Genomic DNA, 14,201 nt, shown 5'->3' on the forward strand with positions numbered 1-14,201 from the left:
AAGAAGACCTGATACCTCCGCGCGCCGCGCCGCCTCTCCCGCTTCGCAGATGACAGCGTCATGCGCCTGTCATATCCTCGCGCCACATCGGGAGTGCAGCCGAGAGGAGCGCAGATGGTCTACGCCATATCCCCCGACGACAAGACCCCAACGAAAGCCCTTCGCCGCATCGCGCGCAGCGAGCTTGGAACGGCCATCAAACTGGCTGGGAAACCCGATCCTTCGGTTCACGCCCTGCGCAAGGCGATCAAGAAGACCCGCGGCCTGATCCGTCTCTTCGCGCCGCAATTCGCGGATTTTCACAATGAAAACGAGACCTTGTCCGAGGCTGCCCGCGGCATATCCGGCCTGCGAGACGACGAGGTGATGCGCGCCTCGTTGATCCGGCTGGGGCGCGAAGGGCCCGATCTTGATGGCGCCTCGGCGGCCCGCACCATGCTCGAAGCACTCCCCGCAACCCCGCCCCCGAAGGAAGGCGATATTTCGACATTCGTCAAACGCGTCACGGAAATCCGCAAACGCGCAAAGGATTGGGAGGTCAGCGCAAAGGGCTGGCCCGCCTATGAGACCGGATTGCACGAGACCCTGAAAGATTGCCGCAAGCGTCTGAAAACCGCCCAGAAATCACACGCTGGCGCAGACCTCCACCATTGGCGGACGCGGGTGAAGCAGCACTGGTATCACACCCGCCTGCTCGCCCCAATCTGGCCCGAGATGCTGCACCCACGCGAAGACGCGCTCGACACTCTGGGCGAGTTGATCGGAGATCATCACGACCTGCATGTGCTCGAGATGCGGGTGCCCGAGCATCTCGATCCCGAAAGGGCCGAGGCGTTGCTTGCATTGATCCGCACCGAATCTGCCCGGCTCGAGGCCGAAGCCTTCACTCTCGGCGCCAAGATATTCGCCGAGCCCCCCGAGCCGCTCTGCGACCGCTGGGGGGCTTGGTTCGAACTCTGGAAAGCCTAGGCGACCAGTTCGCCCGCCAGCGCCCGCTCGATCAGCGCGACGGTCTCATCGACACCGTAAAGCGCGATGAACCCGCCGAAGCGGGGACCTTGGCTCTGACCCAGGAGTACCTCGTAGAGCGCCTTGAACCAATCGCGCAGGTTGGCGAATTCGTGGTTCTTGCCGACCGCGAAGACGACCGATTGCAGGAACTCGTCACTGTGGAAATCGGCCTCCGGCAGCGGCTCGTCGTTGCCTGCCGCCGCGTTCTTGCGCGCGATCTGATCGAGCGCCGCCTCTTCCGATTTCAGCGCCTTGGCCAGATCTTCCAGCGCCGCCCGCTCTTGCTCGGAGGGCGCGCGGAAGACCAGCGTGGGCTTCACGAAGTCCTCGAAATACTTCAGCGCGAAGCCTGCCGCCTGATCGAGGTCCGGATTGCCTTCCGGGCTCGCCTCGGGCGCATAGCGCTTGATGAAACCCCACAGCCCTTCCTTCTCGGTCGCGCCTGCGACGCTTGCGAGATTGAGCAACATCGCGAAAGGCACCACCATCCGGCTCTCGGGCGGATTGCCGCCATGGATGTGCCAGACCGGGTTGTTCACCTGCTGCTCGATCGGCTGATCGGGATAGGCCCGCAGCTGCTGGTGATATTCGTCCACCGCCTTCGGGATCACGTCGAAATGCATCCGCTTCGCGGTCTTCGGCTTGAGATACATGAAGTAGCTCAAGGACTCCGTCGCGGCATAGGTCAGCCACTCGTCGATCGAAAGGCCGTTGCCCTTCGACTTCGAGATTTTCTCGCCATTCGCGTCGAGGAACAGCTCGTAGGTGAAGTGTTCCGGCGCACTCCCGCCGAGGACGCGGCAGATACCATCATAGATCGGCGTGTTGGTCGAGTGATCCTTGCCATACATCTCGAAATCGACGCCGAGCGCGGCCCAACGCATCCCGAAATCGGGTTTCCACTGCAGCTTCACGTTGCCACCGGTGACCGGCAGCGTCCATTCGCGCCCTTCCTCGTCGTCGAAGGTCACGGTGCCGTCGCGCGCGTTGACCTCCTTCATCGGAACATACAGCACGCGGCCCGTCTCGGGATGGATCGGCAGGAAGCACGAATAGGTCTGCTGACGCTCTTCGCGCAGCGACTTCAGCATGATTTCCATGATCTGATCATATTCCTGGGCCGATTTCATCAGCATCTCGTCGAACCGGCCCGACTTGTAGTAGTCGGTCGCGCTCGCGAATTCGTACTCGAAGCCGAACGTATCGAGGAAACGGCGCAGCATCGCGTTGTTGTGGTTGCCGAAGCTGTCGAAATCGCCGAACGGATCGGGCACCGAGGTCAGCGGCTTCTGCTCGTGCTGGCGCAGCATGTCCTGATTAGGCACGTTGCTCGGCACCTTGCGCATCCCGTCCATATCGTCCGAGAAGCACAGAAGCTTCGTCGGGATATCCGAGATCACCTCGAAAGCGCGACGGATCATCGTCGTGCGCGCAACCTCCCCGAACGTGCCGATATGCGGCAGCCCCGACGGCCCGTAGCCCGTTTCGAACAGGACGTAGCCCTTCTCCGGATCGCGTTTCTCGTAACGCTTCAGCACCCGGCGGGCTTCCTCGAAGGGCCAGGCCTTGGATTTCATCGCAGCGTCACGCAAGCTCGTCATTGCATACCTCATGAAGGCGCCCCGTGCGCCCGGTCGCGCCTGACCTATTGAAGCGAAGGGGGACAGTCAATAATTAGCACTCGAACACCATCAAGGAGCTCCGACTTGCCAGACGTTCTCTCCTCGCTTTCGCCCCAAGACGCGCTCGTCGCCGTGATGGTCGCTGTGTCCGCCGCCGATGAGGACGTGCCGACCTCGGAACTCGTCGCCATCGAGCGGATCGTGAACCACATGCCGATCTTCGCGGGCTACGATTTCGACCGCGTCTCCCGGGTCTCGCGCTCTGTGTTCACACTGTTCGAAGAGGAAGACGGGCTCGAAGCGCTGTTCGGCCTGGTCCGCGATGCGCTGCCCGAGCATATCTTCGAGACCGCCTATGCGCTGGCCTGCGACGTAGCTGCGGCCGATGGCACGATCCGACAGGCCGAGTTGCGTCTGCTGGAGGAGATCCGCGGCGAGCTGGCGATCGACCGGCTGCACGCCGTCGCCATCGAATGGGGCGCGAAAGTGCGTCACGTCACGCTCTGATCCTCGGCGGCACTTCGGGCGGGAACGCGGCATGTTCACCGCCCGGATCGCGCCTCACCCGTAAATCCCGGCCCAACGTTCCAGTAGCTGGCTCTGCAGGATTTTCGACGCACGCACCCATTGCACCTGCCCCGGCGGGCGCGGTGCGGAGCCCGCGCGCCGGCGACGGTCGAGATCGGCGGTGAAGATCGCAAACACAAGCTCGGTGCCATCCGGCGCGGTCATGTAGCCCGCCAAGGTCGAGACGAAATTGAGCGTCCCGGTCTTGGCATCGACGCTGAACGGCTGCGATTTCGAGGCCCTACCCGTCGCATCGCGCAGCTTGAAAGGTTTCATCAAGCTGCGCAGCCCCATCGGTGCGCCAAGATTGCGCAGCGCCGCGACCATGTCCTGCGGCGAAATCTCGGCATCGGCGCGCAACCCGGAATGGTCGGTGAACCGGGCCGAGCGTGCGCCCGTGCGCTGCTGCAGCCATTGGGTCATGGCCTGCCCCGATTGCATCAGGGAACTACCCGCGCCCAGCCGTTTGCTGACCGTCATGCCCACCGCCTCGGCGGTGATATTGGTCGAGTATTTCATCATCGCGCGCAGCACTGGCACAAGCGGATCGCTGTCATGGCTTACCAGAACCGTGCCGCCGGGCGGGTTGCGGGCCTCTTCCGGCGCGGGCAGCGGCGTGCCCTGTGCGCGGGCCAGCGTCTGGAACACGTCGCCCGCATAGGCCGCGGGATGGCGCACCGGCAACCAACGGCTTCCGCCACGCCCCAAAGCCGCCGAGGCGACCGTCCAATGCTCTACCCCGCCGCGATCCGAATAGGTGAACGTGGGTGAGGACCGCTTCGCGATCGAGGCTTTCGCTGTATAGGCCTGAGGCTGCACGTCGCGCCCACGCGCGTCCATGCTCAGCGCCCAGCCGCCCCCGGAGCGACGCCATTGGAAATGCACGCGATTGAAATTCAGCATCAGCCCGGAGATCGACGGGTTGTAGCCTGCGAAAATCGGCTGATCATTTGCGATCTCGCTCTTGTACGGAAGCGCGCCGGCCCAGGTCAGGAACCGCCCCGTGACGCCCTGCACCCCCTTGGCTGCGAGCGACTTCGCCATCGCATTGAGATCGTCGGTCGTCAGCGTGGGATCGCCACCGCCCGCGAGGATCAGATCACCCTGAATCCGCCCGCCAGAGATTGGCCCCGTCGCGATCAACTGCGTACCGAAGCGGAAATCCCCGCCCAGTTGCTCCATCGCGTAAATCGAAGTGATCGATTTGAGCGCGGAGGCGGGCGGCATCGCTTGGCCGGGATTGCGCTGTTCAAGGATCTGGCCCGTTTTCAGATCTGCCACGACATAGCCGACATCGCCGCTCAGCCCCGCCATCCGAACCAGTTCGGCGGCTGCGGGCGCCTGACCCAAAACCGTTTTCGGAGTGACGAAAAGCGCGGCGCCACCCAGCAATGCAAAGCGACGCGATATCGTTAGCGGCATGGCGATTCCCCCTCGGCGTTAGCCCGAGCGTAGCGCGCCCTGCGCCGTCTTCAAGCAGGCGTCGATGCCCCCCAGCCGCCTTTCTCGCGAATTTCCGTGGAGGAAATCGACGACATCGGGATGTTTACGAAACACCAGCGTGGCGCTGGCCCGTCGAGCAGGCGCTGCGAGGCAACCGCGGGCAATTCGGCCTGCGCATAGATGCGCGCCGCGCGCGCCCAACGGCCCGGCATCCGCCAGCCCGGACGCGCCAGAACGCCGATCGACACGCTTTCTATGATCGTCCGCCAATGGTCCCAGCGATCGAGCTGTACGAGGTTATCCGCTCCCATCAGCCATGCGAAATTCACACCGGGATAGAGCGCACGCAGCGCGGTGATCGTGTCGGCGGTGTAGCGGGTACCGAGCCGCGCTTCGATATCTGTCACCACGACCCGAGGGTTTCCCCCGAGGATGGCCCGTGCACTCGCGATCCGCTGATCGAGCGGTGCAGGCCCATGCGCCTTGAGCGGGTTGCCGGGGCTCACGACCCACCAGACCCGGTCGAGGTTGAAACGGCGCAGCGCCTCGCGCGTGATCAGCACGTGACCTTCATGCGCAGGATCGAACGACCCGCCCAGAAGACCGATGCGCTGTCCGGCGCGGGCAAATGGGAAACCTTGTCTCATGCGCTGCCCTTACCCGAAGGCGACCGGTCAGGAAAAGAGCGTTTTATGCGTATCAGACGCCGAGTTAGGCGGTCGCGGGCGCCTGCGATCAACCTTTTCGGACGATCTCGACCCGAAACGAAGGCATCCGCGCCCTGCTGCCTTCGCCGCATAGGTTGCCCGGTCGACATCGCTCTGCAGCGCCCCGATCACAAGCTTCTCGTAGTCGCGTGACGAAACCGCGCCGACCGATCCGGACACCAGGCACTCCTGGCCCTGATACCATTTCGGTGTCTCGATCTGTTCGATAATCCGCGCCGCAAGAGCTCTGACCTCCGCGTAACTCGGAGCGCCCCGCAGCAGCACGAGAAATTCGTCGCCGCCCATGCGCGCAACAAGATCGTCCTCGCGAACGCTTCCGCACAGGTTGCGGGCCACAAGTTGCAACACGTAATCCCCTGCCGCGTGGCCCCGACTGTCGTTGATCGCCTTGAAGTGGTCGAGGTCGATCTGCAGCAAAGCGAAATGCGCCGCGTCATTCGTCGCGTGATCGACTGCCTGCGCAAGCGCCTGCGCCATTGCGCGGCGGTTGGCGAGTTTCGTCAGCGGATCGGTCAGCGCCTGTTTCTCTGCCGCTTTGCGGGCCTGATCGAGCCGCCCGGTCAAGGCTCGCAATTCTTCCATCACGAGCGATTTGGCTTCTTCCAGGTAAAGCATTTCCATCGCGAGATCCGCGGCGGAGAAGTCGCGTTCTGTCAGGTCGAACTCCGCCACGAGTTCACGCAGGTGAATACCGAAGCTGAAATTGAGGAGCATATCGCCCGCAGTCGCGCCTGCAGATGTCTGCGCAGATAGCCCCACATGGCTGACGAGCGCGCCACGCAGGCTCACCTTAGGATGCATGCGCAGGGTGACATGCAGTACCTCCTCCGCCATCAGCGCACCAAGCGAACGCCCGCAGCGACCGGCCTGACCATCGCAATCGCTTGTCTCGCAATTCCTGCACAAGGTGTCCGTGCAAAGACGACCTGTCGCCCCTCGTCGCGCGACCGCGAAAAATCGTGTGAACGGCGCGCCGAGGATCTGCGCCTCGGGCACACCGAGCACTTTGCGCAACGTGCGGCCGACGCCAAGGATGCGCGCCCGCTCATCTATCCAGAGAAACATCGGCAAAAGCCCGGTCAGGAGGGGCAGCCAATAGGCCTGGCCGCCCCGGTCAGGCGGCGGCACAGTCGGTGCAGCCCTCGGGGCAACAGTGGTTTTGGCCGGTGCGCCCATCACACCTCTCCAGTCATGTGCGCTAGGGCGAATTGACGCGCCTCGGCATGGGCGGCGTCGAGCAGTTGGATTCTCACCACCTCTTCCGCCGGCTCGAATATCCGCGGGTCGCGGCCTGCCCTGCGTTGCGGCATTTCAATAAGCGCGAGGCTGCCATAGTCATCTGCCATCGCACGCAGAATACCCGCCAGCACCGCCCCCCAGCCCGGCACGTCCCCGATGACGCGAAGACGAAACTGGCCCGACTCGGTGGCAACAAGATGAAGATGCGGCAGCTCGAGATCGGGCAACGCCATTCGCGCGCGGTCGTGCAACTCGTTCAGCGAATTCAGGAACCCGCGGTAATCGCACCCGCCATAGCGCAACAGGCGCCGCACGGCTTCGCGCGTGCACAGATGCGCACCAAGGTCCTCGAGCAACTCGGACCGTTCACGCCCCAACGCGTCGCAAGCGGTATCAATCAGCCGCAAGGTTTGCGCATCGGCATATTGCAGCAGCGGTTCATAGCCTTCACTCGGCAGCTCCGCGCACCGCCTAACACGCGCGCAGAGCGCCGCCCCGTGGGTGTCGGTCAGGAAGTTTTCGATAGAGCGGTTGATCAAGCCGAGCATGTGCCCTCCTTCCCGCCACGCTAGCGACGAGAAGTTAACAAAGCTCCAAAATCGCTCGGCTCAGCGCGAGAGCGGCAACAGGCGCAGCCCACCGGCCTCGAGCGACATGATCCCGCTTGGGACGACTTTCATCTCGCCGCGCTTGATGGCGGCGATGACAGGTGCCAGATCGACGCGGAAGCGCGGTTCGCCCTGCGCGTCGACCACGCTACCCCACCCGATCGAATCCCAAGCGCCATCCGACTGGCGCAGAACGTAGATCGCATCGCGATCGGGCAGATGCAGCAGGACCATCGCCTCGTCGCCGGGTACATCTTTCAGGAAATCGGCCTCGATCAGAGCGCAGTTCGCCGCCGCGCCCTCGCCAGAGGCGCAAAGCCCCGACGCGACTTCCGGAGCCCGCGCGCGGATCGCATCGAGCAACGCATCCTCGGGCGGCGTTGCTCCGGGCGGCAGCACGAGATCCCGGCGCAACTGGGCGCGCGCAGCACTATCCCCTTCGCCCCCATCCGCCGACGGGCGCAGACGCGCCAAGGCGGTCGCGAGCGCTCGATCATCACCGGCTTGGGCCTCCAGCTCCGAGTAGGCCGACTGCCCGGCAAGCCCCCATTGGTTTTTCAAGGCGTAGAGCGGCAGGGCCCCCGCAGTGATCCGCCCGTCGCGATAGAGCGCCAGTTGCGAGCGCGCGGCGATGGCATTCGCATCCAGCACTGGCGTCAGCCACGCCAGAGCCGCGAGAAACAGCACGCCCGCCATCGCGATATTGATCCGCCGCAGGCGCGCCATCCAGCCGCGCCCCAGCAGGACAGAGCCGGCATATCCCAGTGCATATCCCGCGAGCAGCACGATCAGCACTGCCTGCGCCACGCGCCCTGGCGTCCAGCCCTGCGCCGTGACGCTTTGCCAGCCGGTCCAGGCCGCTGCGCCGACCAGCACGGGCAGCGCCAGCGCCAGCCCCTGAGCCGACAGCCGCAAAACCCGGGCCCGCACTGCGCTGTGATCGTCGCGCTCCACGCCGATCGAGATCAGCGTCACAGCGGCCACGGCCATCGCCAGCAGCGTCTCGATTTGCGAGAACCCGATCAGCGAGACCTGCCCGCGGCGCGCAATGAACCCGGCCACGAAGATCACGGCGACCAGCAGGACGGGCGGCAACAACAGCCTGAGAAGCCGCAGTATGAGGGTAGGAGAGATCATCTCCTCCAACTCGGTCACCACCGCCAGCCCGAGCCCGAGAATGCCGCCCGACACGGAGAAGGCGAATAGTTTCTGGCGCAGAAGCTGACGCAGGAAATCGAGGTCTACGCTTTCGAGCAGGCGCGCCGAGAGATAGAGGACGAGCCAGACCATCCCGAGGAAAATACACGCGGCGGCATAGCGCACGACGATATTCCATGCATGAAGAAACAGCGCTGGATAGTCGTTCCACGCGAGACCGCCACCCCGCGCCACGGCCATCGCGAAGGGCATCGGCAGCGTCGCCAGAACCGCGAGCGCGAGCATCTCGAACGGCATGAATCCCGCCAGCGACTCGGTCGGAGAATAGCCGAGCGATGCCCACCAGCCGAGCAGCGCGACCGGAATCGCAATCAGCGCCGCCGCACCGAAGGCCTTGCGCCAGCCGATCTCGCCCAGCATCGCCAGCGCGGTCGCGAAGAACACCGTTCCCAGAACCGAGACGCCGAATTGCCCGTGGGCGTCGAGCGGCAGCGCCGTCTGCAACTCGCTATCGAGAGCCCAGAAGAACACGCCCGCCAGTAGCCCGAGCAGAATATGTTGCAAACGTAGTTGCATGCGTCCCTCTCCTGTCCTTGCGCGAGGCTCTCGCGCGCATCCGACGCGTCTCGTCAGCCCGCGCGCTGAGCGAGCCAGTCGGGAAGCCCCCCGATATGATCGAGCACGGCATCGGCCAGCGGAGCAAGATCGTCCCGCATCGCTGGCCCGCTCAATACGCCGATCGCGATCATCCCCGCCGCGCGCGCCGCGTGCAGATCATGCTGGCTGTCTCCGACCATCACCACCTCCGCCGGGTCCAGACCGAGCGAGTCCGCAAAGGCCAGAAGCGGGCTCGGCGTGGGTTTCGCGCCATGCCCGCTGTCATAGCCGATGATCAGGTCGAAAAGATCGGTGATGCCCGCCTGCGCCGCATGCGCGCGCGCCGAGGACTCGGCGTCGTTCGTGCAAATACCCAAATGCAACCCGCGCGCGCGCAGATCAGACAGAAGCTTGCTCAGCGGCACCGGCTCCACCAGCGGCACATCATGCGCTGCGCGCTCCAGCTCGATTACCAGGTCGTCGAGCGTGCGCCCCGGCAGATGCGGCAGCAACAATTCTGCCGCCTCCCGGACCGTGCCCGCGATCACCGGCGAGTGCGGCTCGAACTCCACCCGCTCGAGGTCGAACCCGATCGCCTCGGCAAGCCGCGCGGCCTGACTGGTGTCTTCGGCCAACGCCTCGATCTGCAGCTTCGCCCAAGCGCCCCATGTCGCGTCGAAATCGAAAAGCGTGCCATCCTTGTCGAACAGCACCGCCCGTATCTTGCCGCCTGCCATCTGCGATCCGCCCTCCCTTTGCGGGCAGATTGCCCAAAGCGGGGCGTCAGGTCCAGTGGCGCAGATCGCCGCGCCCGAGAACCGCGCGGGCCTGCATCAGCGCCTCGGGCTGCACCCCGAGGTCCTGCGCGCAATCCAGAACCACCTGATCGTCCTGCAGGACATGGTCGAGAACCCCTGCGAGGAAGTCCGGATCGCTCGCCTGCGCACGCAAATCATCCGCGCTCGCCCCGGAATTGGCGAGGAATGCACCGATCAACTCTTCACGGCTGACGAGCCAACCGAGGGTCTGCAATGCGAGCGTGTGAGCGTTTTCTTGCCGCATGGCGGATCCTTCTCTGTCAGGGGAAACGCTTTGTTAACCTATAGATCGCTAAGGTCAAGAAAAGGCGCGTCCAGAAGCTCGCGCATTCGCGATCGCCCTGCCGCAAACCGGAGGACGCAAGAGGTTGTAAGGAGTAGCCTGGAATGCCGGGAACTATCCTCATCGTTGATGACGTGGCGACCAATCGCATCGTGCTGAAGGCGAAGCTGACCGGTGCGCGCTACAACACGCTGCAAGCTGCGAGCGCAGCAGAGGCGCTCGCCCTCGCCACAACGGAACGGCCTCGCCTGATCCTGCTCGACATCACCCTGCCCGACATGACAGGGGAGGCTGTCATCAAACGGCTGCGGAACGATCCACAGACACGGCGCATCCCGATCATCGCGATGACGCAGCGCGACATTCCGGAGCTGCGCGTGGCGCTGCTGGCGGCCGGGGCGAACGATGTCCTCGTCAAACCTTTCGACGAACTCGTGCTGCTCGCACGTCTGCGCAGCCTGATCCGCGCCCATGCCGGCGACGAGGATTCGGCCCTGCGCGAACAAACCTGCCGGGCACTCGGTTTCGCCGAGGCCGCGAATGAATTCGCACCTCCCGCCCGGATCGCGATGATCGCCCCCGACCCGACCGAGGGGATGCGCTGGAAAGCCGCGCTCGCACCGCGGCTCGAGGCCAGTCGGATCCTGTTGACCAGTTACGAACAGCCCTGCGGCGGCGACCCCGCGCGCCGCCCCCCCGATCTCTTCGTGATCGGCGCGGATCTCGTGCATCGCGGGGACGGGCTGCGGCTGATGTCGGAATTGCGCTCGCATCCAGAAACGCGCCACGCAGCGATCCTGATCGCGTGCATGCCCGAAGCCTCGGAGACGCAAGCGAGCGCGCTCGATCTAGGGGCGGACGACCTTCTGCCCTCGGATATCTCCACGCCACTCGCAGCACAGGAAACGGCACTCCGGATCGGCGCGCAGCTGCGCCGCAAGCAGCTCTCCGATCAACTTCGCCTCTCGGTCGATGAAGGCTTGCGTCTCGCGCTGGTCGATCCGCTGACCGGGCTCCACAATCGCCGCTACGTCAATGCGCATCTGGCTCGCATGTCCGAACGCGCGCGCAGCACCGGCCGCGGCTACGCGGTGATGCTGCTCGATCTCGATCGCTTCAAATCGGTGAACGACACCTATGGCCACGGCGCGGGGGACGAGGTGCTGACCAATATCGCCCGCCATCTGCGCCGCAGCCTCCGCGACGTCGCCCTGATCGGGCGCATCGGCGGCGAGGAGTTTCTCGTGGCGCTGCCGGACAGCTCGCTCGATGAGAGCTATCGGATCGCGGAACGGCTCCGACGTGATATCGAGGAGACGACAATCACGCTTCCGGACGGAAGCAAAATGCAGGCCACGATCTCGATCGGCCTCGCATTCGGCGGCACCCGTCGCGACGACCCACAGCATCTTATCGACGAGGCCGATGCAGCCCTTCTCTGCGCCAAGGGAAGCGGCCGGAACCAGGTCTCGCTCGCCCCTCACACGAACGCAGCGTGACGCCTGCAAACAGCATCACGCCACGCATGATGATGAGACGAGCCGAAACTCTTCACCATTTCAGCTAGCGGCCAACTCCGACGCGCCGGCCATCGCACCGGCCTCAAGGCTTGTCCTGACGATCCCTGTCGCGGTCTTTCTTGTGCCGGTCGAACCGCGCCGCGCCCTCGCGCAGACGCTCGGCGAAGCTGTGGCGGGCCGCCGGGCTCATTGCGTCGAGCCTGTCGAGGATCAGCCGCTCGCCGATATCGACCCGCTGCACGGTCCGCGCCTTGTGCCGCTCGAGCAGCTTGGCCACCTGATCGCGATCCCACGGCTCCGCGTCGATCGCGCTGATCAGCGCCGCCATATCGCTGCGCGCCTGCCGCCGCATGTCGCGGAATTCGGAGCCACGCGCCTGCGCCGCCTTGCGCAGCGCGTCGCGGTCTTCGGGGCTCAGAGCTCCGGTGAAGGCGCCAAGGCTGACATCGCCCACGACCGGGCGCGGCGGATGCCGCTCATGGCCAAGCCAGCCGCCGATGAAAAATCCCAGCAGCAGCAGGTTCAGCACCGCGGACGCTATCAGCGCCCAACGCAACCCCCGGCCGTTTCGCGTCTCGGCAATCGCCATCAGAACCCTCCTTCATCGACGAAGGCGAAGGTATCGCCTTCGGGTAGCAGGTTGACCGTGCCGAGGCTTTCGGTCGTGCTGCTGGCGTAAAACGGGCTGAGCGCGCCGATCTCGTCTGCGCCCACAAAGCCGATCCAGACCCCGGCCAGCGCCGCCGTGACGAGGCCGCCCATCGGGGCCCAGCCGCCGAACGCGCCGCGAAGCGCGTCCCAGATACCGGCTAGGACATCGGGTGCTTCGGACCCATCCGCCGGGGCCTGGCGCGCAAAGGCTGCTTGCTCCGCCTCGGCATCGGCCAAAACCCGGGCAAGGAAGCCCTCGCCTGGCTCGGCCCCGCCTGCCGCGCGCGCTTCGCTGAAAAGCTGCTCCAGCGCCGCGTCGTCGAATGCGTCCGGCTCGCGATCCATGCGTTTGTCAGTCATCGCCAAACCCCAATTTCTCTCGCTGCCCCCGAAGCAGCTTGCTCAAAGCGCGCTTTCCCCGCGCTGTCAGACTTTCTACGGCTTCGACGCCGGTTTCCATCGCGGCAGCGATCTCGGGATTGGACAAACCGTCGATATGTCGCAGTGTCACCGCGATCCGCTGTCGTTCCGGCAATTGCTCCAGCGCGGCTTCCAGCGCCGCCACGCGGTCGCGCGCGATCAACTCGTCCAGAGCGCTCGCCCGGTCATCGGCCACCTCGGGCGCCTCGTCCAACCCCACGCCGCGGCGCTTGCGCAGCCGGTCCGTCGCGAGATTGGCAACCACCCGGTAAAGCCATGTCGAGACCTTGGCCTCGCCGGCCCGCCATTCCGGCGCGATCTTCCAGAGCCGCAAAAGCCCCTCTTGCGCGACATCCTCGGCCTCGGCCGCGTCGCGAAGATAGCGATAAGCGAGCCGGTAGGCCAACGGCCCGAAGCGCAACGTCAAAGCCCGCGCTGCCGCCGGGTCGCCCTGCGCGTATAGCTCCAGCAGAGCCTCGTCCGAAGCCTCGTTCATCGCATCCAGTGCCATCGTCATTCCGTCAAAGGCCTAGCCTGCTTTCCCTACGCATGCAATTTGACATGCGACCGGGGCGCACTGCTGCGCCCCGGCTCTTTGTACTGCTCGAAACTCAGTTCGCGGATCGGCCCGAGCCGTCGGCCGGACCGTTGCCCGGCCCCTGACCTTGCCCTTGGCCAGCACCGCTGCCCGGTTGCATCGGCGGCGTGCCCTGAGGGCCTTGACCGTTCGGGCCCTGCCCCATCGGACCATCCCCTAGCATCATCCGGCCATAGCCGGGGCCATATTCGTCGCGGTCGTCGTCCCAGCCCATGCGGTCATGGCCGTAGCGATCCCCTTTGCCCATGCGGTCGTACCCATGGTGATCGCCCTTGCCCTTCCGGCCATGCTCGTAGCGGTCGTGCATCCGCTGCATGAACCTCTTGGCCATCTGCATCTCGTCGGCGCTGACCGCCCCGTCGCCGTTACGGTCCATCCTCTCGAACATGCGCGTCGGCATCGGGTGGGCCATCAGTTCGGCGGCCGACAACTCGCCATCGCCATTGCTGTCCTGCGCAGCGAAACGCGCCTTCACGCGGGCCTCGATGCGGGTCTTGACCTTCGCCATCTCGAAATTGACGAGTTCTTCTTGCGAGACCATGCCGTCGCCATTCGCGTCGAGCGCCTGCGCGTCGGCGGTGCGCTTGGCTTGAATCTCGTCCATCGTCACCTGACCGTCGCCATTGCTGTCGAAACGGCTGATGTCGAAGCCGAAGCCGCGTCCGCCCCGACCGTCCATCGCACCGGGCTGCATGGTCTGCCCCATACCGTTGACCGGGCCATTACCTTGGCCAGCGCCGGGACCGTTACCCGGTCCGTTAGCTGGCCCCTTCCCCGGCATCGCCTGTTGCCCCTGCATCTGGTTGCCGGTCTGGTTCTGCGCCACCACCGGCATTGCGAGGGTGATCGCGCTCCCTGCGAGGATCGCCGCGACGAGGGTCTGCCTGTTCATGACTTTCATAAGAAACTCCTGTTCTCGCTCCCACGGCACGTCTCGC

General features: G+C 65.0%; 15 protein-coding genes. 3 read left to right on the forward strand and 12 right to left on the reverse strand.

Translation table 11 applies throughout. From position 1 onward, the window contains the following. The first annotated feature begins 114 nt into the window (after window positions 1–114). Window positions 115–969, forward strand: coding sequence for a CHAD domain-containing protein (locus tag BMG03_RS16605; protein ID WP_075774056.1), 855 nt, complete (start codon window positions 115–117; stop codon window positions 967–969). Here BMG03_RS16605 and BMG03_RS16610 read toward each other — a convergent pair. Next, a complete protein-coding gene (locus BMG03_RS16610; RefSeq protein ID WP_075774055.1) occupies window positions 966–2,612 on the reverse strand; it encodes a lysine--tRNA ligase in 1,647 nt (548 codons plus the stop codon). The genes BMG03_RS16605 and BMG03_RS16610 overlap by 4 nt on opposite strands. Before the next feature lie 105 nt (window positions 2,613–2,717). Between BMG03_RS16610 and BMG03_RS16615 the strand changes: the two genes are divergently transcribed. Beyond that, window positions 2,718–3,140: a tellurite resistance TerB family protein gene (locus BMG03_RS16615; RefSeq protein ID WP_075774054.1), complete on the forward strand. Its 423-nt coding sequence runs from the start codon at window positions 2,718–2,720 to the stop codon at window positions 3,138–3,140. A gap of 54 nt (window positions 3,141–3,194) precedes the next feature. Here the strand turns inward: BMG03_RS16615 and dacB are convergent, their stop codons facing one another. From dacB to BMG03_RS16650, 7 genes are read right to left on the reverse strand one after another with little or no spacing between them, the layout of a single operon-like run. Continuing rightward, window positions 3,195–4,622, reverse strand: a complete 1,428-nt coding sequence (gene dacB, locus BMG03_RS16620; RefSeq protein WP_075774053.1) for a D-alanyl-D-alanine carboxypeptidase/D-alanyl-D-alanine endopeptidase — start codon at window positions 4,620–4,622, stop codon at window positions 3,195–3,197. 50 nt (window positions 4,623–4,672) lie between these two features. Further along, a complete protein-coding gene (locus tag BMG03_RS16625) occupies window positions 4,673–5,290 on the reverse strand; it encodes a nicotinate-nucleotide adenylyltransferase (protein WP_075774052.1) in 618 nt (205 codons plus the stop codon). A 27-nt stretch (window positions 5,291–5,317) separates the two neighbouring features. Beyond that, entirely contained in the window at window positions 5,318–6,547 is a 1,230-nt protein-coding gene (locus tag BMG03_RS16630) for a GGDEF domain-containing protein (RefSeq protein WP_075774051.1), read from the reverse strand. Next, window positions 6,547–7,158, reverse strand: a complete 612-nt coding sequence (locus BMG03_RS16635) for a heme NO-binding domain-containing protein (RefSeq protein WP_075774050.1) — start codon at window positions 7,156–7,158, stop codon at window positions 6,547–6,549. Before BMG03_RS16635 ends, BMG03_RS16630 begins: the two co-directional genes overlap by 1 nt. A gap of 60 nt (window positions 7,159–7,218) precedes the next feature. Beyond that, window positions 7,219–8,952, reverse strand: a complete 1,734-nt coding sequence (locus BMG03_RS16640) for a DUF4153 domain-containing protein (protein ID WP_075774049.1) — start codon at window positions 8,950–8,952, stop codon at window positions 7,219–7,221. A 53-nt stretch (window positions 8,953–9,005) separates the two neighbouring features. After that, a complete protein-coding gene (locus BMG03_RS16645; protein ID WP_075774048.1) occupies window positions 9,006–9,710 on the reverse strand; it encodes an HAD family hydrolase in 705 nt (234 codons plus the stop codon). 46 nt (window positions 9,711–9,756) lie between these two features. Next, window positions 9,757–10,035 carry a DUF3572 domain-containing protein gene (locus tag BMG03_RS16650; RefSeq protein ID WP_075774047.1) on the reverse strand — a complete coding sequence of 93 codons (279 nt, stop codon included), beginning with the start codon at window positions 10,033–10,035 and terminating at the stop codon, window positions 9,757–9,759. 143 nt (window positions 10,036–10,178) lie between these two features. On the opposite strand from BMG03_RS16650, the gene BMG03_RS16655 reads away from it, so the two are divergent. After that, window positions 10,179–11,573: a diguanylate cyclase gene (locus tag BMG03_RS16655; protein WP_075774046.1), complete on the forward strand. Its 1,395-nt coding sequence runs from the start codon at window positions 10,179–10,181 to the stop codon at window positions 11,571–11,573. Window positions 11,574–11,676: 103 nt separating this feature from the next. On the opposite strand, the gene BMG03_RS16660 is transcribed toward BMG03_RS16655, so the two are convergent. The 4 genes from BMG03_RS16660 to BMG03_RS16675 form a co-directional block, all read right to left on the reverse strand. After that, complete coding sequence (locus tag BMG03_RS16660) at window positions 11,677–12,183, reverse strand: periplasmic heavy metal sensor (RefSeq protein WP_075774045.1); 507 nt, start codon at window positions 12,181–12,183, stop codon at window positions 11,677–11,679. Further along, window positions 12,183–12,605: a hypothetical protein gene (locus BMG03_RS16665; RefSeq protein WP_077701307.1), complete on the reverse strand. Its 423-nt coding sequence runs from the start codon at window positions 12,603–12,605 to the stop codon at window positions 12,183–12,185. The genes BMG03_RS16660 and BMG03_RS16665 overlap by 1 nt, the downstream gene beginning before the upstream one ends. Continuing rightward, on the reverse strand, window positions 12,598–13,182 hold the full coding sequence (locus BMG03_RS16670; protein WP_075774043.1) for an RNA polymerase sigma factor: 585 nt from the start codon (window positions 13,180–13,182) through the stop codon (window positions 12,598–12,600). Before BMG03_RS16670 ends, BMG03_RS16665 begins: the two co-directional genes overlap by 8 nt. A gap of 94 nt (window positions 13,183–13,276) precedes the next feature. Next, window positions 13,277–14,155: an EF-hand domain-containing protein gene (locus BMG03_RS16675; RefSeq protein ID WP_167733400.1), complete on the reverse strand. Its 879-nt coding sequence runs from the start codon at window positions 14,153–14,155 to the stop codon at window positions 13,277–13,279. Window positions 14,156–14,201 lie beyond the last annotated feature (46 nt).

The organism is Thioclava nitratireducens (genome assembly GCF_001940525.2).
GTDB lineage: Bacteria > Pseudomonadota > Alphaproteobacteria > Rhodobacterales > Rhodobacteraceae > Thioclava > Thioclava nitratireducens.

Coding starts and splice junctions, on each gene's coding strand:
- BMG03_RS16655 (WP_075774046.1), top strand. CDS start 10,179: ATGCCGGGAACTATCCTCATCGTTGATGACGTGGCGACCAATCGCATC.
- BMG03_RS16640 (WP_075774049.1), bottom strand. CDS start 8,952: ATGCAACTACGTTTGCAACATATTCTGCTCGGGCTACTGGCGGGCGTG.
- BMG03_RS16670 (WP_075774043.1), bottom strand. CDS start 13,182: ATGACGATGGCACTGGATGCGATGAACGAGGCTTCGGACGAGGCTCTG.
- BMG03_RS16660 (WP_075774045.1), bottom strand. CDS start 12,183: ATGGCGATTGCCGAGACGCGAAACGGCCGGGGGTTGCGTTGGGCGCTG.
- BMG03_RS16610 (WP_075774055.1), bottom strand. CDS start 2,612: ATGACGAGCTTGCGTGACGCTGCGATGAAATCCAAGGCCTGGCCCTTC.
- BMG03_RS16665 (WP_077701307.1), bottom strand. CDS start 12,605: ATGACTGACAAACGCATGGATCGCGAGCCGGACGCATTCGACGACGCG.
- BMG03_RS16635 (WP_075774050.1), bottom strand. CDS start 7,158: ATGCTCGGCTTGATCAACCGCTCTATCGAAAACTTCCTGACCGACACC.
- BMG03_RS16645 (WP_075774048.1), bottom strand. CDS start 9,710: ATGGCAGGCGGCAAGATACGGGCGGTGCTGTTCGACAAGGATGGCACG.
- BMG03_RS16650 (WP_075774047.1), bottom strand. CDS start 10,035: ATGCGGCAAGAAAACGCTCACACGCTCGCATTGCAGACCCTCGGTTGG.
- BMG03_RS16675 (WP_167733400.1), bottom strand. CDS start 14,155: ATGAACAGGCAGACCCTCGTCGCGGCGATCCTCGCAGGGAGCGCGATC.
- BMG03_RS16605 (WP_075774056.1), top strand. CDS start 115: ATGGTCTACGCCATATCCCCCGACGACAAGACCCCAACGAAAGCCCTT.
- BMG03_RS16625 (WP_075774052.1), bottom strand. CDS start 5,290: ATGAGACAAGGTTTCCCATTTGCCCGCGCCGGACAGCGCATCGGTCTT.
- BMG03_RS16630 (WP_075774051.1), bottom strand. CDS start 6,547: ATGGGCGCACCGGCCAAAACCACTGTTGCCCCGAGGGCTGCACCGACT.
- dacB (WP_075774053.1), bottom strand. CDS start 4,622: ATGCCGCTAACGATATCGCGTCGCTTTGCATTGCTGGGTGGCGCCGCG.